The organism is Pseudomonas sp. TE3899, assembly GCF_056279105.1.
Genome location: NZ_JBWBQR010000001.1, coordinates 3,695,638 through 3,712,534, shown reverse-complemented (window position 1 = coordinate 3,712,534; position 16,897 = coordinate 3,695,638). Strand labels below are relative to the sequence as shown.

The 16,897-nt window shown below is 60.6% G+C and carries 12 protein-coding genes; 7 read left to right on the top strand and 5 right to left on the bottom strand.

The features are described 5' to 3' along the window. The first annotated feature begins 145 nt into the window (after positions 1-145). The 7 genes from ACZ89E_RS17050 to ACZ89E_RS17020 are packed head-to-tail and all read left to right on the top strand — an operon-like array spanning position 146 to position 8,600. A complete protein-coding gene (locus ACZ89E_RS17050; protein ID WP_476256105.1) occupies positions 146-1,768 on the top strand; it encodes a methyl-accepting chemotaxis protein in 1,623 nt (540 codons plus the stop codon). Beyond that, positions 1,768-2,304, top strand: a complete 537-nt coding sequence (locus ACZ89E_RS17045; protein WP_476256104.1) for a chemotaxis protein CheW — start codon at positions 1,768-1,770, stop codon at positions 2,302-2,304. Before ACZ89E_RS17050 ends, ACZ89E_RS17045 begins: the two co-directional genes overlap by 1 nt. Further along, on the top strand, positions 2,301-3,575 hold the full coding sequence (locus tag ACZ89E_RS17040; RefSeq protein WP_476256103.1) for a CheR family methyltransferase: 1,275 nt from the start codon (positions 2,301-2,303) through the stop codon (positions 3,573-3,575). Before ACZ89E_RS17045 ends, ACZ89E_RS17040 begins: the two co-directional genes overlap by 4 nt. Then, positions 3,572-4,255 (top strand): chemotaxis protein CheW, encoded by a 684-nt coding sequence (locus ACZ89E_RS17035; RefSeq protein WP_463259497.1) that lies wholly within the window; start codon positions 3,572-3,574, stop codon positions 4,253-4,255. The genes ACZ89E_RS17040 and ACZ89E_RS17035 overlap by 4 nt, the downstream gene beginning before the upstream one ends. Next, positions 4,252-6,543, top strand: a complete 2,292-nt coding sequence (locus ACZ89E_RS17030; protein ID WP_476256102.1) for a response regulator — start codon at positions 4,252-4,254, stop codon at positions 6,541-6,543. Before ACZ89E_RS17035 ends, ACZ89E_RS17030 begins: the two co-directional genes overlap by 4 nt. After that, positions 6,540-7,550 (top strand): chemotaxis-specific protein-glutamate methyltransferase CheB, encoded by a 1,011-nt coding sequence (cheB, locus tag ACZ89E_RS17025; RefSeq protein WP_476256101.1) that lies wholly within the window; start codon positions 6,540-6,542, stop codon positions 7,548-7,550. Before ACZ89E_RS17030 ends, cheB begins: the two co-directional genes overlap by 4 nt. Before the next feature lie 48 nt (positions 7,551-7,598). Next, positions 7,599-8,600: a response regulator gene (locus ACZ89E_RS17020; RefSeq protein WP_149657420.1), complete on the top strand. Its 1,002-nt coding sequence runs from the start codon at positions 7,599-7,601 to the stop codon at positions 8,598-8,600. A 181-nt stretch (positions 8,601-8,781) separates the two neighbouring features. Here the strand turns inward: ACZ89E_RS17020 and ACZ89E_RS17015 are convergent, their stop codons facing one another. From ACZ89E_RS17015 to ACZ89E_RS16995, 5 genes are read right to left on the bottom strand one after another with little or no spacing between them, the layout of a single operon-like run. Continuing rightward, positions 8,782-9,348 carry an AP2/ERF family transcription factor gene (locus ACZ89E_RS17015; protein ID WP_476256100.1) on the bottom strand — a complete coding sequence of 189 codons (567 nt, stop codon included), beginning with the start codon at positions 9,346-9,348 and terminating at the stop codon, positions 8,782-8,784. After that, entirely contained in the window at positions 9,338-10,402 is a 1,065-nt protein-coding gene (locus tag ACZ89E_RS17010; RefSeq protein ID WP_476256099.1) for a hypothetical protein, read from the bottom strand. The genes ACZ89E_RS17015 and ACZ89E_RS17010 overlap by 11 nt, the downstream gene beginning before the upstream one ends. Beyond that, positions 10,402-14,127: a toxin VasX gene (locus ACZ89E_RS17005; protein WP_476256098.1), complete on the bottom strand. Its 3,726-nt coding sequence runs from the start codon at positions 14,125-14,127 to the stop codon at positions 10,402-10,404. The genes ACZ89E_RS17010 and ACZ89E_RS17005 overlap by 1 nt, the downstream gene beginning before the upstream one ends. Then, positions 14,124-14,819, bottom strand: a complete 696-nt coding sequence (locus tag ACZ89E_RS17000) for a DUF4123 domain-containing protein (protein WP_476256097.1) — start codon at positions 14,817-14,819, stop codon at positions 14,124-14,126. Before ACZ89E_RS17000 ends, ACZ89E_RS17005 begins: the two co-directional genes overlap by 4 nt. Continuing rightward, positions 14,816-16,882, bottom strand: coding sequence for a type VI secretion system Vgr family protein (locus ACZ89E_RS16995; protein ID WP_476256096.1), 2,067 nt, complete (start codon positions 16,880-16,882; stop codon positions 14,816-14,818). The genes ACZ89E_RS17000 and ACZ89E_RS16995 overlap by 4 nt, the downstream gene beginning before the upstream one ends. Positions 16,883-16,897 lie beyond the last annotated feature (15 nt).

The following is a 16,897-nucleotide window of genomic DNA, read 5'->3' as shown; positions in this document are numbered from 1 at the left end:
CCCCCCATCTAGCGGAAAGTCCCATTCCAGAGCCCGTCCCGGCTATTTACCCCCGGGGCGGAGGGCGACGCGCATCCGTCTTATAAATGAAACACCGCCCTCAGCTATACTCCGCAGCATTTGAAAATGGCCCCGAGGACATACTGTGAAGAACTGGACGTTGCGCCAACGCATCTTGGCGAGCTTTGCGGTCATTATTGCCATCATGCTGTTGATGGTCGTCGTCTCGTATTCCCGGTTGCTGAAGATCGAGGCCAGTGAAGAAAGCGTGCGTGAAGACGCAGTGCCCGGGGTGTATTACAGCTCGACCATCCGTGGCGCCTGGGTCGACAGTTTTCTCCAGACCCAGGAAATGCTCGGCTTGAAGGAAGGGCAGGGCATCAGTGCCGAAGACGCCGCCGACTTCAAAAGCTTCGAAGCACGCGTGGTCGATGCGATGGACAGCTATCGCAAAACCGTCACCACGGCGGAAGACAAGGTCGAATTCGCCGCCTTCGAAAAACTCCATGAGGAGTACAACAAGACCCTCGTCGCAGTACTTGATTTGCATAAGCGCAATCAGGAAGCCGAGGCCATCAAGATGTTCAACGAGCAACTGACCCCGACCTGGACGGCCGGGCGCATGAAGCTCAACGATATCCTGCGTGAAAACAAAGCCGTGGCCGACCAGGACATGGCCAACATCGATGACGCCGTGCTCACTGCGAAGATCATCATGGGCGTGTCCCTGCTGATCGCGGTGCTGGCCGCCGGCCTCTGCGGCCTGCTGCTGATGCGCGCCATCATGGCGCCGATGAACCGCATCGTGCAGATCCTCGAAATCATGCGCACTGGCGACCTCAGCAGTCGTCTGAACCTGGAGCGTAAAGACGAATTCAACGCGGTGGAAACCGGCTTCAACGACATGATGACCGAGCTTACGGCCCTGGTGTCCCAGGCCCAGCGCTCGTCGGTGCAGGTCACCACGTCGGTGACGGAAATCGCCGCCACCTCCAAGCAACAACAAGCCACCGCCACCGAAACCGCCGCCACCACCACTGAAATCGGCGCGACGTCCCGAGAAATTGCTGCCACGTCCCGTGACCTGGTGCGCACCATGACCGAAGTCTCCACCGCCGCCGATCAGGCCTCGGTGCTGGCCGGTTCCGGGCAGCAAGGCCTGGCGCGCATGGAAGACACCATGCATTCGGTGATGGGCGCGGCGGATCTGGTCAACGCCAAACTGGCGATCCTCAACGAGAAGGCCGGCAACATCAATCAAGTGGTGGTGACCATCGTCAAAGTCGCCGACCAGACCAACCTGTTGTCGCTCAACGCCGCCATCGAGGCCGAGAAGGCCGGTGAATATGGTCGCGGTTTTGCCGTGGTTGCCACCGAAGTGCGACGTCTGGCGGACCAGACCGCCGTGGCCACTTACGACATCGAACAAATGGTGCGTGAGATCCAGTCGGCGGTGTCCGCCGGGGTGATGGGCATGGACAAGTTCTCCGAGGAAGTGCGCCGCGGCATGTCCGAAGTGCAGCAGGTCGGCGAGCAGCTGTCGCAGATCATCCACCAAGTCCAGGCGCTGGCGCCGCGGGTGTTGATGGTCAACGAAGGCATGCAGGCCCAGGCCACCGGCGCCGAACAGATCAACCACGCGCTGGTGCAGTTGGGCGATGCCAGCAGCCAGACCGTCGAGTCCTTGCGCCAGGCCAGTTTCGCCATCGACGAACTGAGTCAGGTGGCGGTCGGGCTGCGCAGCGGCGTCTCGCGATTTAAAGTCTGATGAGCGAACTCGCGGCCAAACGCCCTGCCGTGGTGTCGGCGAAGCAGGCGTTGTTCCTGGTGTTCCGCGTCGGTAACGAGCGCTACGCCCTGCAAGCCATCGAGGTGGCGGAAGTGCTGCCGCGCCTGCCGTTGAAGCCGATTGCCCGGGCCCCCGATTGGGTCGCCGGGGTGTTCGCCTATCGCGGTGCGGTGGTGCCGGTGATTGACCTCAGCGCCCTGACGTTCGGCCAACCGGCCCAGGCCCGCACCAGTACGCGCCTGGTGCTGGTGCACTATCGGCCGGACGAGTCGACGCCGGCGCAATTGCTCGGGCTGATCCTCGAACAGGCCACCGACACCCTGCGCTGCAACCCGGCGGATTTTCAGCCCTATGGCCTGGACAATCCCCAGGCGCCGTACCTCGGCCCGGTGCGCAAGGATGCCCAGGGTTTACTGCAATGGGTGCGGGTTGCCGACCTGCTGGACGATCAGGTGCGCGGGTTGCTGTTTCCATCGCCGCCGCTTGACCTGGCATCGCTTGGGGAGCAGCCATGAGCAGCGACCAGCGCTTTTTCGATTTCCTCAAGGATCGCATCGGCCTCGACGTCGCGTCGGTCGGCCCGGCGATCATCGAGCGCGCCGTGCGCCAGCGCACCACGGCGTCCCAGGCGCTGACCGCCGACGAGTACTGGCACACCTTGCAGGGCTCGCGGGATGAGCAGCAGGCGTTGATCGAAGCCGTGATCGTCCCGGAAACCTGGTTTTTCCGTTACCCGGAATCCTTCGCCACCCTGGCGAAACTGGCAATCAAACGCCTGGCCGACATCAACAACATGCGCGCCCTGCGGATTCTCAGCCTGCCGTGTTCCACCGGCGAAGAGCCGTACTCCATCGCCATGGCCTTGCTCGATGCCGGGCTCAAGCCCCATCAGTTCAAGGTCGAAGGCATGGATGTGAGCCCGCTTTCGGTAGAGAAAGCCAAGCGCGCGCTGTACACCAAAAACTCCTTTCGCGGGCAGGACATCGCCTTTCGCGAGCGGCATTTCAGCGCCGAAGAGGACGGTTATCGACTCAGCGAACGGGTGCTGGAACAGGTGCGTTTGCAGGTCGGCAACCTGCTGGATCCGGCCTTGCTGGCGAGTGAGCCGCCCTATGACTTCGTGTTCTGTCGCAACTTGCTGATCTATTTCGACCAGCCGACCCAGCAACGAGTGTTCGAAGTGCTCAAACGCCTGACCCACGTCGATGGCGTGCTGTTTATCGGCCCGGCGGAGGGCAGTTTGCTCGGGCGTCTGGGCATGCGTTCGATTGGTATCCCGCAATCCTTCGCGTTCAGTCGCCAAAGTGCGCCGGAGCCCGAGCCTTATCCGTCTTCATTCGTGCCGACGCCGCTGCCGGTGCGCCAACCGGTGCGCAGCGTGACCCCGCCGCCAGTGCGCAGCCGTCCGTTCGCAACGGTGGTGCCGCTGCCCGCGACGGTGAAAACCGCTAACCCCGACGCCGCCTCACTGCTGGCGAACATTGCCGCGCTGGCCAACGAAGGCAAAAGTGCCGATGCCCGCGCCGCCTGCGAAAGTTACCTGCGCAGCCACGAACCGGTGGCTCAGGTGTTTTATTGGCTGGGATTGCTCAGCGATGTTGCCGGCCGCGCACTCGAAGCCCAAGGGTTTTATCGCAAGGCGTTGTACCTCGAACCACAGCACCCCGACGCGTTGATGCACCTGGCGGCCTTGCTGCAATCCCAGGGCGACACGGCGGGCGCCAAACGATTGCAGGACCGCGCCGCCCGCAGTGAGCGCGCCGCTGACAGTGAGCGTAAACGATGAGCATCTCCGACACCTTGAGCGTCACCCATGAAGATGCCCAGGCCATCGACGACTGCTGGAACCGCATCGGCATCCACGGCGACAAGTCCTGCCCGTTGCTGACCGAGCACATTCATTGCCGCAATTGTGCGGTGTACTCCGCCGCCGCCACCCGCTTGCTCGACCGCTACGCCTTGCAGCAGGAAGATCACGAGCAAGTGGCGACCGCGGTCGAAACCGACGTCAAAACCCGCTCGCTGCTGATGTTCCGCCTCGGCGAAGAATGGCTGGGCCTGGCCACGCGCAGCCTGGTGGAAGTGGCACCGCTGCAAACCATTCACTCCTTACCGCACCAGCGTTCTCGGGCCTTGCTCGGTGTGGCGAATGTGCGCGGTGCGTTGGTCGCGTGTTTGTCTTTGGTGGAGTTGCTCGGTCTCGATGCAACCAACAACGCACCGGCCGGTGGGCGGGTGATGCCGCGCATGCTGATCATCGCCGCTCGCGGTGGCCCGGTGGTGGTGCCGGTGGATGAAGTGGACGGGATTCACGCCATCGACGAACGCATCCTCGATGCCGCGTCCCAGTCCGGCGTCCAGGCCAGTGCGAAATACACCCGTGGCGTGTTGCAATTCAAAGGTCGCAGCCTGCGTTGGCTGGATGAAGAACAGTTGCTGTCCGCCGTGACCCGGAGCCTCACATGACCCCCGAGCAAATGCGCGACGCCTCTTTGCTGGAACTGTTCAGCCTTGAAGCCGAGGCCCAGACCCAGGTGCTGAGCGCCGGGTTGTTGGCCCTGGAGCGCGATCCGACCCAGGCCGATCACCTGGAATCGTGCATGCGCGCGGCGCACTCGCTCAAGGGCGCGGCGCGGATTGTCGGTGTGGATGCCGGGGTCAGCGTGGCCCATGTGATGGAGGATTGCCTGGTCAGCGCCCAGGAAGGGCGGCTGTATCTGCGGCCCGAGCACATCGATGCGTTGCTGCAGGGCACCGACCTGTTGATGCGCATCGCCACCCCACACAACGCGCCGTCGGCGGTGGAAATCGACGCCTATGTGGCGCTGATGGGACGCTTGCTCGACCCGATGGCGCTGGCGCCGCCGATCAGCACACCGATTGCACCGTTCATGGACGAGCAACAGGTGCAGCCGCCCGTGGTCGAAGTGCCGATTCCGGTGGTCGAGTCGCTGCCGGTCGCCCCCGCCGAGCCGCCGCGCAAGACCAAACGCACCACCGAAAACGGTGAGCGGGTGTTGCGGGTCACCGCCGAACGCCTGAACAGCCTGCTCGACCTGTCGAGCAAATCCCTGGTGGAAACCCTGCGCCTCAAACCGCACCTCGCCACCATGCAGCGCCTCAAACGCACGCAAAGCAACGGCTTGCGGGCGCTGGAAAACCTCAACGTCCACCTCAAGGACCAGAACCTGAGCCTGGAAGCCCAGGAAGCGCTGGACGATGCCCGTCGCTTATTGGCCGAATCCCAGCAGTTGCTGGTGGAAAAGAACGCTGAACTGGATGAATTCGCCTGGCACGCCAGTCAGCGTGCCCAGGTGTTGTACGACACGGCGCTGGCCTGTCGCATGCGCCCGTTTGCCGACGTGCTGACCGGGCAGGTGCGGATGGTCCGTGACCTCGGTCGCGATCTGGGCAAACAGGTGCGGCTGGAAATCGAAGGCGAAAAGACCCAGGTCGACCGCGATGTGCTGGAAAAACTCGAAGCACCGCTGACCCATCTGCTGCGCAACGCCGTGGACCACGGCATCGAAACCCCGGAACAACGGTTATTGGCCGGCAAGCCGGCTGAAGGTTTGATCCGTCTGCGCGCCTCGCACCAGGCCGGTCTGCTGTTGCTGGAACTGAGCGATGACGGCAATGGCGTTGATCTGGAAAAGGTCCGCCGCAGCATCATCGAGCGGCAACTGTCCCCGGCGGAAACCGCCGCGCAGTTGAGCGAAGAAGAGCTGCTGACCTTCCTGTTCCTGCCGGGTTTCAGCCTGCGGGACAAAGTCACCGAAGTTTCCGGGCGCGGCGTCGGTCTGGATGCGGTTCAGCACATGGTCCGGCAGTTGCGCGGGGCGGTGGTGCTGGAGCAGACGGCGGGCGAGGGCAGTCGTTTCCACCTGGAAGTGCCGCTGACCCTGTCGGTGGTGCGCAGTCTGGTGGTGGAAGTCGGCGACGAGGCCTACGCCTTTCCGCTGGCGCACATCGAACGCATGTGCGACCTGGAGCCGGAAGACATCGTCCAGCTCGAAGGCCGCCAGCACTTCTGGTACGAAGGCCGGCACGTCGGATTAGTGGCGGCCAGTCAGTTGTTGCAGCGCCCGGCGAGCCAGAACAGCCAGCAAACCCTCAAGGTCGTGGTGATTCGCGAGCGCGATGCGATCTACGGCGTGGCGGTTGAACGCTTTATTGGCGAGCGGACCTTGGTCGTGTTGCCGCTGGATGAGCGTCTGGGCAAGATTCAGGATATTTCCGCCGGGGCCTTGCTCGACGACGGTTCGGTGGTGTTGATCGTCGATGTCGAAGACATGCTGCGGTCGGTGGACAAACTGCTCAACACCGGGCGTCTGGAGCGCATTGCCCGCCACAGTAACCAGGCGGCGGAAGCGGCGCGCAAGCGGATTCTGGTGGTGGACGACTCCCTGACCGTGCGCGAGTTGCAGCGCAAGTTGCTGCTCAATCGCGGTTACGACGTGGCTGTGGCCGTGGACGGTATGGATGGCTGGAACGCCCTGCGTTCGGAGGATTTTGATCTGCTGATCACTGACATTGACATGCCGCGCATGGACGGCATCGAACTGGTGTCTTTATTGCGCCGGGACAACCGCCTGCAATCGCTGCCGGTGATGGTGGTGTCCTATAAAGATCGCGAAGAAGACCGTCGTCGTGGACTGGACGCCGGAGCCGACTATTATCTAGCCAAAGCCAGTTTTCATGACGACGCCCTGCTCGATGCAGTGGTCGAGCTCATCGGAGGAGCGCGGGCATGAAAATCGCTATCGTCAACGACATGCCCATGGCGGTAGAGGCCCTGCGCCGCGCCTTGGCATTCGAACCGGCGCACCAGGTGATCTGGGTGGCCAGCAATGGCGCCGAGGCCGTACAACGCTGTGCCGAACAGACGCCGGACCTGATCCTGATGGACTTGATCATGCCGGTGATGGACGGCGTGGAAGCGACCCGACGCATCATGGCCGATACGCCCTGCGCCATTGTGATTGTCACGGTGGACCGCCAGCAGAACGTGCACCGGGTGTTCGAAGCCATGGGCCACGGTGCGCTGGATGTGGTCGACACGCCGGCCATCGGCGCCGGCAACCCGGCGGAAGCGGCGGCGCCGTTGCTGCGCAAGATCATGAACATCGGCTGGCTGATCGGCGACAAGGGCAATCGGGTTCGCTCGGCGCCGAGTCCGCTGCGCAGTTCGGGCTCCCGGCAAAAACTGGTGGCCATCGGCTCTTCTGCGGGCGGACCGGCGGCACTGGAATTATTGCTCAAGGGCCTGCCACGGGATTTTTCGGCAGCCATCGTGCTGGTGCAGCACGTGGACCAGGTATTCGCCGCCGGCATGGCCGAGTGGCTCAGCAGCGCCAGCGGCCTCAACGTGCGCCTGGCCCTGGAAGGCGAACCGCCCCAGGCCGGCACGGTGTTACTGGCCGGCACCAACCACCATATTCGCTTGTTGAAAAACGGGATGCTGGCCTACACCGCCGAACCGGTCAACGAGATTTACCGGCCCTCGATCGATGTGTTTTTCGAGAGCGTGGCCAGTTACTGGAACGGCGACGCCGTGGGCGTTTTGCTGACCGGCATGGGTCGCGATGGTGCGCAGGGGCTTAAACTCATGCGCCAACAGGGCTACCTGACCATCGCTCAGGACCAGAACAGCAGTGCGGTGTACGGCATGCCGAAAGCGGCTGCGGCCATCGACGCCGCCGTGGAAATTCGCCCACTGGACAAGATAGCGCCACGATTGCTGGAGATTTTCCCCAAATGAAGACTTTTCACAGCAATCCTGGCCCAAGTAGTACTCAGGTGACCGCACATGAATGACTTACAGCTCGACGACTTCAAGACCGATGAAAACGCCGCCATGGTGTTGTTGGTGGACGATCAGGCGATGATCGGCGAGGCGGTTCGGCGCGGTCTGGCGAATCAAGAGAACATCGACTTCCACTTCTGCGCCGATCCGCACCAGGCCATTGCCCAGGCGATCCGGATCAAGCCGACGGTGATCCTGCAGGACCTGGTGATGCCCGGTCTCGACGGTTTGAGCCTGGTGCGTGAATACCGCAACCACCCGGCGACCAAGGACATCCCGATCATCGTGCTCTCGACCAAGGAGGACCCGCTGATCAAAAGCGCGGCGTTCGCCGCCGGGGCCAACGATTACCTGGTCAAACTGCCGGACAACATCGAACTGGTGGCGCGCATCCGCTACCACTCGCGCTCCTACATGACCTTGCTCCAGCGTGACGCCGCTTACCGGGCGTTGCGGGTCAGCCAGCAGCAGTTGCTCGACACCAACCTCGTTCTGCAACGCCTGATGAACTCCGACGGCCTGACCGGCCTGTCGAACCGCCGGCACTTCGACGAATACCTGGAACTGGAGTGGCGACGTTCATTGCGGGACCAGACTCAACTGTCACTGCTGATGATCGACGTGGACTACTTCAAGTCCTACAACGACAGCTTCGGCCACCTGGAAGGTGACGAAGCCCTGCGCAAGGTCGCCACGGCCATCCGCGACGCCAGCGCCCGACCGTCGGACCTGCCGGCGCGGTACGGCGGTGAAGAGTTTGCGCTGGTCTTGCCCAACACTTCGCCGGGCGGCGCGCGGCTGGTGGCGGAGAAACTGCGCCAGACCGTGGCGGCGTTGAAGATTCCCCATGTGTTCCCGGCGGAGGGGGCGAATTTGACGATCAGTATTGGCCTGTCGACGATTACCCCGCAGGCGGGCAGTGATTGCCGGCAGTTGATCTCGGCGGCGGATAAGGGGCTGTATCTGGCGAAGAACAATGGGCGCAATCAGGTGGGGATTGAGTAGCGGGTCGGCCGGTGTAGAAGTTCTCCAGGCTCGCGCGCACCCTGTGGCGAGGGGGCTTGCCCCCGTTGGGTCGCGAAGCGGCCCCCTGCATTCACACAGTCATACCCGGCAAGCAGGTTTCACGACTGCTTCGCAGCCGAACGAGGTGGTGCGGCATTCCGACAAACTCCCTCGCCACTGTTCATTCATCGTTCGCCGATGTAGCGACCGTCCGCAGCAATTCAGCGTGGAGTTTTTCGCCACCTCGATGACGAAAGGCTCGATGCTCAATAGTCGCTAACTGCTCCTTCCTCGCCTCGATAGCCTTGTGTTTCGCCTGTGCCTCCCCGAACGTTGCCACGTTGAATGACCGGGACAGTTTTTTGCCTTGGCGAGTCGTCGTTTGCGCAATCCAATAGGTGTTCTTGCCGTTCGTTTGTCGTGAAACACCCGCCAGGCCACTGGTGTTAGTGACACGCAACTTTTGCCGGACCATGCAGCTCAGTGGTGGTGGGAAACGCAGCATCTGCTCATTGCGAAACCGCTCGGCAGCGCAACGCGCCTCACGCTCACCGCCATGGCGGATGAACGTAAATTCCTTGTGTACCTTCAAGACGCCATCCCGGTACAACGACACCCGCCAAGCCATGGCGCCCGACTTTTTGTGGCGGACTTTGATGATGGCGTAGTCGTTGGTGCTTTCGGGTGCATCCGGGTTATCTGTGAGCGGAAGGGCCCCGTTATCGGGTGGTGTCTTATCAGTCGACATAGGTCACATACCTGGCCATCAAGTTCGGCCGTTGAAACGTGTTGATGCTGGCGACGCGTTGATGCATCTCCTTGACCACTTGCTTGAACGTCGCATCATCCATGTCGATCCAGAAACGCGGGTTACGGCCGGTGAGGCGGTCGTATTCGGCGGTGGTGGGGTCGAGGTGGCGGTATTCCTCGTATTGCGGCAGGTCCGGCAAGGGACGGCTGACGTCCATGTAGTTCTGGATGAAATCCCACAGGGCGCACGCGGGTTGCACCTCGGGGCCGGGGCAGAGCAGTGCGCCGAAGTTGATCATGATGTTGCGGTAGCGATGGGCGAGGTAAAGCACATTCATCGGCATGCCCTGACTGTCCGGGGACGTGGCGATGTAGGCGTCGAACTCGTAGAACGGCGCGGTGAGTTCACCGATGGTGCCGTTCTTTTTATATTCACCGTTGTTTTTATAGTCGAAGACAGTGACCAGACCGGTGCGGCGGTTGAGTTCCCAGATGGGGCCTCGGGAGGGTTTTATCCAGAGGCGGGGGAAGTGTTTTATGACGATTGAGCCGATGGCCCAGGATAGGAGTGGTAGGCCGAGAAGCCAGGAAAATAGTTGGATAAAGATAGTTTTGGTTGACTCCAAAATAGGCTCGTGCCCTGCGCTAACAACTGCGAAATAGGAAGGTATGCTGACAATGAAAAGTAGAAAAAACATGAATCGTCCCCCTCCTGACATATACATCCAGAAGTGAGAGCTTGCGGGAAGAAGAGCATATCTGAACCGTTCGTTATCATCCCTTATATGAAAATCAATATGTCCGTATGGGGTCGGATCATAGATGTTTTCGGCTATTTGCTTTTCACGCTCTTTCTTGAAGCCTTCATGGAGACGAAGTTCTTTTGGTGGGAATTTTTCGAAAAGATTTGTAGCCGTGACTTCATCCGTATTGCCCCACGGCAGTCTGACCTTGGCGAAGCGCATAATCCATGGGCGTTCAGCCGAGCGTTCTTGTTGGGGTACCTCATTCCATCCATAGGCAGTCTGGGCGTACCACGATTCGTCAGTCATCAGTTACTGTTCCGGGATTTGTTTGTAAATTCGTCAGCCCAATAAAGTTCGCCTACGCTGTCGAAGTTCGGTTTTTTGTGGGGGGCATCAAATGGCGTTGCATCCTTTGGCGGTGGCGCAGGAAAGTGCCAGCGCTGATTTTTTTGCTCCAGTACACATTGCGCTCTAACTTGCCATTGCTGCTCAATGCCAGGTGAGCGTGTCGCTAAGTCAAAGGCATAGCTCGGTGGGGTTGCGAAAAAAAGTTCCAAGCCCTGCGGAAGCAGTCTTTGTGCTTTAGGCGGAGCAAGTTGACTGTTAATCAGTTTTTTGAACGTTACGGTTTCACTTTTGATGCGTCCACCTCTGACTTCGAATGTATTGAGTCGGCAGTGAGCATTGACATTGAGCGTGCCCAAATTTGAAACCAGGCCCGCTAAGTTGCTTTCAATGCGAATGCAAGTGTTGGACGAGATAACCTGAAAAGGCGTCTTTGCGTGAATGTCGTGTTTAGCATTGGGGACGAATTCGGGGTTGGGCCCCACATTGATGCGAATGTCGGCAAACAAACTGATCAGGTAGTAAAAGCTACTCTGCGGATCTAGCAGATGCACATTGTCTGAATGAACTTGCGTGCCGAAAGGGCCATTAACCAACCATTCTTCAATAGGCTTGTCGCTTAGCCACCAAGCCATTCCGGCGCCAATTACAATCAATATCAGCGCTACCCAACCTGCCGGACCAAGACCAAGAAAGGTGACTGTGGGAACAATCAGGCTACTAATAGCACTAACTGCTCCACCCACGGCCATCATCAGATATCCCCATCCGGCATCATCGCCCCATGTCCACGCATACCAGGCGTCTGCAAGGCAAATAGCTGAAAGAATTAACCCAGAGCCAATTTGGGCAAGTATCCGGCCGGTGAACTCCTTTGCTAAATACGTTGCTGCTCGAGTTCCTAAAGTTTTTTTCACAGCCTCCTCTGAAAAAGTAAAAAGAACCTTACGGCCAACCGCCCAAACAGACTTGGTACCGGCAATTTTTACCGTCAACATCTCTAGCGCAATAACCAGATCAATGCTGGCCCCCGCGAAAGATAAACCTACGCGTAATGAACCTTTCTCTCGTTTTAACTGCTCCCTACCTTCCCACTCCGTCCTAACATTCCAAACCTCCAACATCAAAACCCCCGCCGCAAACGGCAACGAGTTCAACACCCGATAAACCCGGCTATTCGCCAAATCCGCATGCCCATCCACACCCTGCTGCAACGCGCCTTTCACTTTCGCGTTGTCCATCCCCCGAACCTCCACATCCTCTTTATGCACCGCATTAATCCGCTGATTCAGCGCACTCAGGCTGCGCACTGTCGGGTGATCCACCGGCATCACCACCAGCTTGTAATGACCCATGCGTTGAGCGCTCGGTGTCTCGAAAGCATCAGCGGCACTCCCGACCTTCAAAGGTCGCCCCTGAGCATCCAGATACTCCCACATCACCCGCCGAGGCCGCTGATCCCCAGTCGGTACATCGGACAAACCAAAGAGGTGATAGCGCTGCGGATCCGCATCCCGGCGATTGATGAAGTGCATTTCACCAAAGGTCTTGGGCATCAAACTGCGTAACAGTCCCACGCCCAGTCCATGCAGGTAAGCGCTGGTGGGGGCGTGTGCGACCTGTGCCATCACCGCGCTGCTGGCGGCTTCTAAAGAGCCAGCGAGGTTTTCGTAGATGCTGACCAACGTGCTGGCCGCCGCTTTCGATTGCCCGGTGAGGGTGCTGTTCAGGCTGCCGCTGGCCAGTAACCCTTCCAGCAAATGCCCGTCGAGGTGTTCGACTTGCGGGTAGTAAGGGCCGGGCTCGCTTTCGAATACGGCGAGGTGTTGGGCGCGTAGACATCCGTCGCCCTCGTTGACCGTTTTCTCGGTGGGCGGCACATAAGGTGTAGCCAACGCGGCTTCATCAACGGCCGGCCAAAGCATCCGGTGCAGTGGGTGCGCCGAGTCGTGGGCGATGGCATTGAGCAGCGTCTGGCCGACACTGGCCTGCGGGCTGTAGAGGCTCAAACCGGTCAGCGCATTGGTGACATCGCCATTGCGGGCCAGTGGATCAAGTTGCGCGGGCACGGTGGCGAGGCTGGCGAACACCTGACTCACGGCAAACAACGCCGCCAGGTAATCAAAGCCCTCAAGGCTCAAATGATCGGCGAGGGTTTGCTGGGTCACCGGTTGTTGCAGGCACTCGGCAAGCAGGGCCTGCGCCATGTTCAGTTGCTGCCAGAGCAAGGCGCGTTCGGCGGTGGCGGTGAAACGATTGATGTCGCGACGGCCGGCCTCTTTCACTTTGTCGAAACAGGCATGCAACGGGTTTTTCTGCCCGCTGATCGTCGCCGGCACGATCAGTTGCTGGACCATGACCGCGCTGGCGTGATGCGGGTGCAGGCTGGCGCGCTCGGCATACAACGTCAGCAATTGTTGTTGCTGCTGGACCTGTGAAACGAGATGGCGCACGCGGTAGCGCGGGTCTTCCAGCAACACGCCGCACACGCGCCGTTGGCGAGCGGTTTCCAGCACATCGGTGACGGTGGGTTGAGGTTGCCAGAGGTCGGCTTCATCGGTGGCGGGCGTTTCTCCTCGCAATTGAGCCAGCAACGTGGCGAGGCCATCCGCCCAGGCGCTGCTTTCAAACGTTGCAGGTAACGCGGGTGTGGCGCCTTGTTCCCACTGATCAAGACAGGCCCTGGCTTCGGTTTTGCGTTGCGCCGCGAATTGCCCCGAGAGGTCGCAGACGTAACGCCCCGGATGCTCCAGCACGTATTCGAAACCGCTTTGGCGTGCCCGTTGCGGGGCGATCAGGCTGACCGGAAAGGCTCGCGAAGCCAGGTTGCGCCAGGTAACGCCGGCTTTCGTCGCGGCATCGGACGCTTGTGCATCCCATAGGTTGAAACCACTGAATGCTTCCAGCATCGCCGGCCCATCGGGCTGCTGGTGGAAAAGCCGTTCTAGCGTCCGGCGCTCGCATTTCAACGCCGGGCTCTGACAGCGCTGGGCGCGCAACGCCGGGTCTTCCTCAAGTCGTTTAATGCGTGCGGCGCTGAGCTGGATTTCGCTGAAGCACAGTTGCACGGCTTCGGCGGGTTGGTTGTTCCAGGTCGCGGGCAGCCAGATGTCGCTGAGATCGACACCGTTGGCCTGTCGGTAGTCGAGGCTGAGTGCCGGGTCTTGGCGATACGCCTGCAGATCGATGTCGCGGTAAGTCGTCAATTCGCCGTCCTGCCGCACCTCGAGCTCACGCCAGAGACGATCGCGGTAAAACACATAGACATAGCCACTGCGGCACAGGACCGGCGTGCCGAGGTCATGGCGGCTGCGAGTCCCGGGCAGCGCGACGAAAGGCAGGATCGGTACGATCTGGTTCCACTGGGTTTCCAGTTGCCGCGGGGTGACACGCACGTCCTCCAGCAACGGCAGGCGAATCGGCGGTCCTTGGGTGGTAGCAATTTCGAGCCACAACTGATGCTTGAACTGCGCCGACCAATCCCACACAAAAAGCTCGCTGTGGACGCTGGTCGAACGCTCTGTTTCACACACGGCCTCATCGGTCAGGGCCTGAAGCGGTTCGACGCCGGACTGATCGACGATCAGCAGTCGCTGGTTTTTTGAATGCCCGGTGCCAATGACCTGGACAATCAGTTTGTCGCGCTCGCAGATGGGGCCATTGGTCATCTTCCCGAGGCGCGTCATAACTGAACCTGCGCGCAGTGGGTGCTCAGGTAATCGCTGATGGCGTCGCTGTCGTCGATGCCTTGAGTCAGGGCTTGCTCCAGCAGTTCATGGGCATGCGCGAATGAATGCCGGGGATGCTGCTGCCACCAGTGGAAAAGAAACTGCTCGTTGCGCTGGCGCGTCAAGGCTTCTTCCTGGGCGACGCTCAGCACCATTACCCGGTGTGTCCGTTCAATGCGCCAGTCGTTCGCATGGAGGTTGTTCAACTGCTGCCAGCCAGCTTCGCCTGTCGCTTGAGTGGCCCACGTCGCACCGAACCAGCGCAGACTCTTGATCGGGCCGAGCCACAGGCTGAGGTCTTGCGCGGTACATGCGGCAAAAAAATAACTGGCGACGGTCGGGTTGCTGTAGCGCAGCACGCCTTTGCGTTGCTGGTCGAAGTTGACGAACAGCATCTGGCGCAAGTGCGCGAGTACCGAGGGCGTGTCACAGGTGCTTTCGATCAGCAGGCCGGGCCACTGCGCCGGGGTTTGCTCGATGGCCTGAGTGAGCGTCGGTTGGTTGTTCAGCCTGACCAGCAGCGGGCTGTGTTCGGCGAAACCGCCGAGTGACGTGCCGGTGAACAGCTTTTGGGTGTCGGCATGTGTCGCCAGACGATAGAGCGTTTCGAGCTGCGCGGCGGGGCGCTCCAGCAAAATCCATGTATTCATGAGCGATTTCCATAGCCCAGGGCCTTGCGGCATTGGCAGTCGCTCAGCGGGCAGTCCATCGGCGTACCGCCGCTGGGCATCTGGCAGAGTTCAATCAATGCTTCGTTGCCGAGTAGTTGTTTGAGTAGAGCGGTTGAAACCGTTTCGGGGAGGGGCGGTTCGCTTGGCTCGAGTACCACCGGGGCCGCTGCCATGAGCGGCATTGGTGCACCGCCCACCTGAATGGGCACACTGCTGAAAACCCCTGTGGAATTGATCGTGATCCACGCGCCCCCCACCTGGATCGTGGCGCTGGCGCCGCCATCGATGACGATGTTTTGATCGGCGCTGAGGTGGACCTGCTGTTGAGCACTCAGCCGATGGCTGGTGGCGTGAACATGGCGCTCGCCATGCACCGTGAGGCGATCGTCCTGGCGGATTTCCGTGCGCCGGTCACCGTGAGCGATGTGCTGTTCTTCGTCGCGCAGCTCATGTCGAGCGTTTCCCCCGACCACGATGCTGCGCTGGTTGTCGACTTGAATCCGCTCATCGTTCAACACGTGTTGCCGGTAATCACGCTGGGCGCGGACGGAAATTTCCTCGGCTCCCTTGCGATCTTCGATGCGCAGTTCGTTGAACCCTTCGCCGCCCGGGCTGCTTTGGGTCTTGAAGGTGCTGCGGGTGTTCTCGGCGGGGAGGTCGAGCGGGGGGCGATTGGCGCCGTTGGACAGACAGGCAACGACCAACGGCTGGTCCGGGTCGCCCTGATAGAAACCGATGATCACTTCCATGCCCACGCGCGGGATCAGCACGCTGCCATAACGGTCGTGGGCCCAGTTGCTGGCCACGCGCACCCAGCAACTGGAATGGTCATCGTGGTCACCGTCGCGATCCCAGGGAAACTGAATGCGCACTCGACCGTATTCGTCGCAGTGGATTTCTTCGCCGGGCGGGCCGCAGACCACGGCGTGCTGATAGCCGTTGATCGTGGTTTTGGGGTGGACAAGCGCAGGCCTGAACGGCGTGTGACACGGTATGGCGAGAAAGGTGTTGCGGTAGCCTTGAGCAAAGTCGCCGCTTGGGGGGCTGGTGCCTGACTCTTCAAGCACTTGCGGTTGTTGGCCGACATGGATGACTTCGGTCAGCAGCCACAAGTCATTCCATTCCTGGCGCGGGTGGCCGGTCAGGGGGAGGAAGTGGCCACTGAGCAACATGGGCTGATCGCTACGCCCGGTGGCTTGCCGATAATCGCTGCGATGCCGTTCAAGGGCTCGCCTTGCACGGTGTTTGCCCTGTTCACGGTCGGTGAAGCGGCCGGGAAAGCCGTAGTCTTCGAGGTGTGGCGGCGAAGGATCTTTCGCCGCGCTCTCCAGTTGCAGCAAGGGCTTTTCGAAGTCGTAGTCGCGACGGGTCACTGCAGTGGGGCGGGTTTCCATCGCCAGGGTGAAGGCCTTGATCACCGGGTCATCGGCGACCAGTCCGCTGTCCTGCAGGTATGAGGTAGGGCGATGCAGCCTGGGGAATACCGTTTGATCATCCCCGAACACCAGCACATGCCCCTCGCGACTGTGCTCGAAGTGGTAATGCAGGCCTTCTTCTTCGCAGAGTCGCTGGATGAAATGCAGGCAACTCTCGCCGTACTGGACGCAATAATCCCTTGGGCGGTAATCCGTGCCGAGGGCAAAGCGGTAGGCATCGCCGAGGATGCCCTGGGCCTCCAGGACTTGGGCGATGATCTGCGGCACGCTGCGTTTCTGGAATATTTTCTGGTCGAAACGGTGGCCCAGGTAGGCGAGGCTGGGCATCAAGGAGATTTGGTATTGAGTCAGACGCTTGCCAGCGTCGCCCTGGCCGATGCTGTACACGTGACCATGAATGCCGGCGCCATGGCGATCAAAACCCAGGAATGCCGGGCGATGCAGGAGGCTTTCCAGATCCAGGCCGGGGTGTTCGCTAACCAGTTTCAGATCAAAGCGAAAGGGTTGGCTGATGGCTTCCTTGCCGTTGAACTCAAGGACGTGCAGGTCGTGGGTAAAACCCTCGATGTCCAGGAGGAAAGAGGCTTGATGGGCAGGGCCGAACATCACACATCCCTTGTG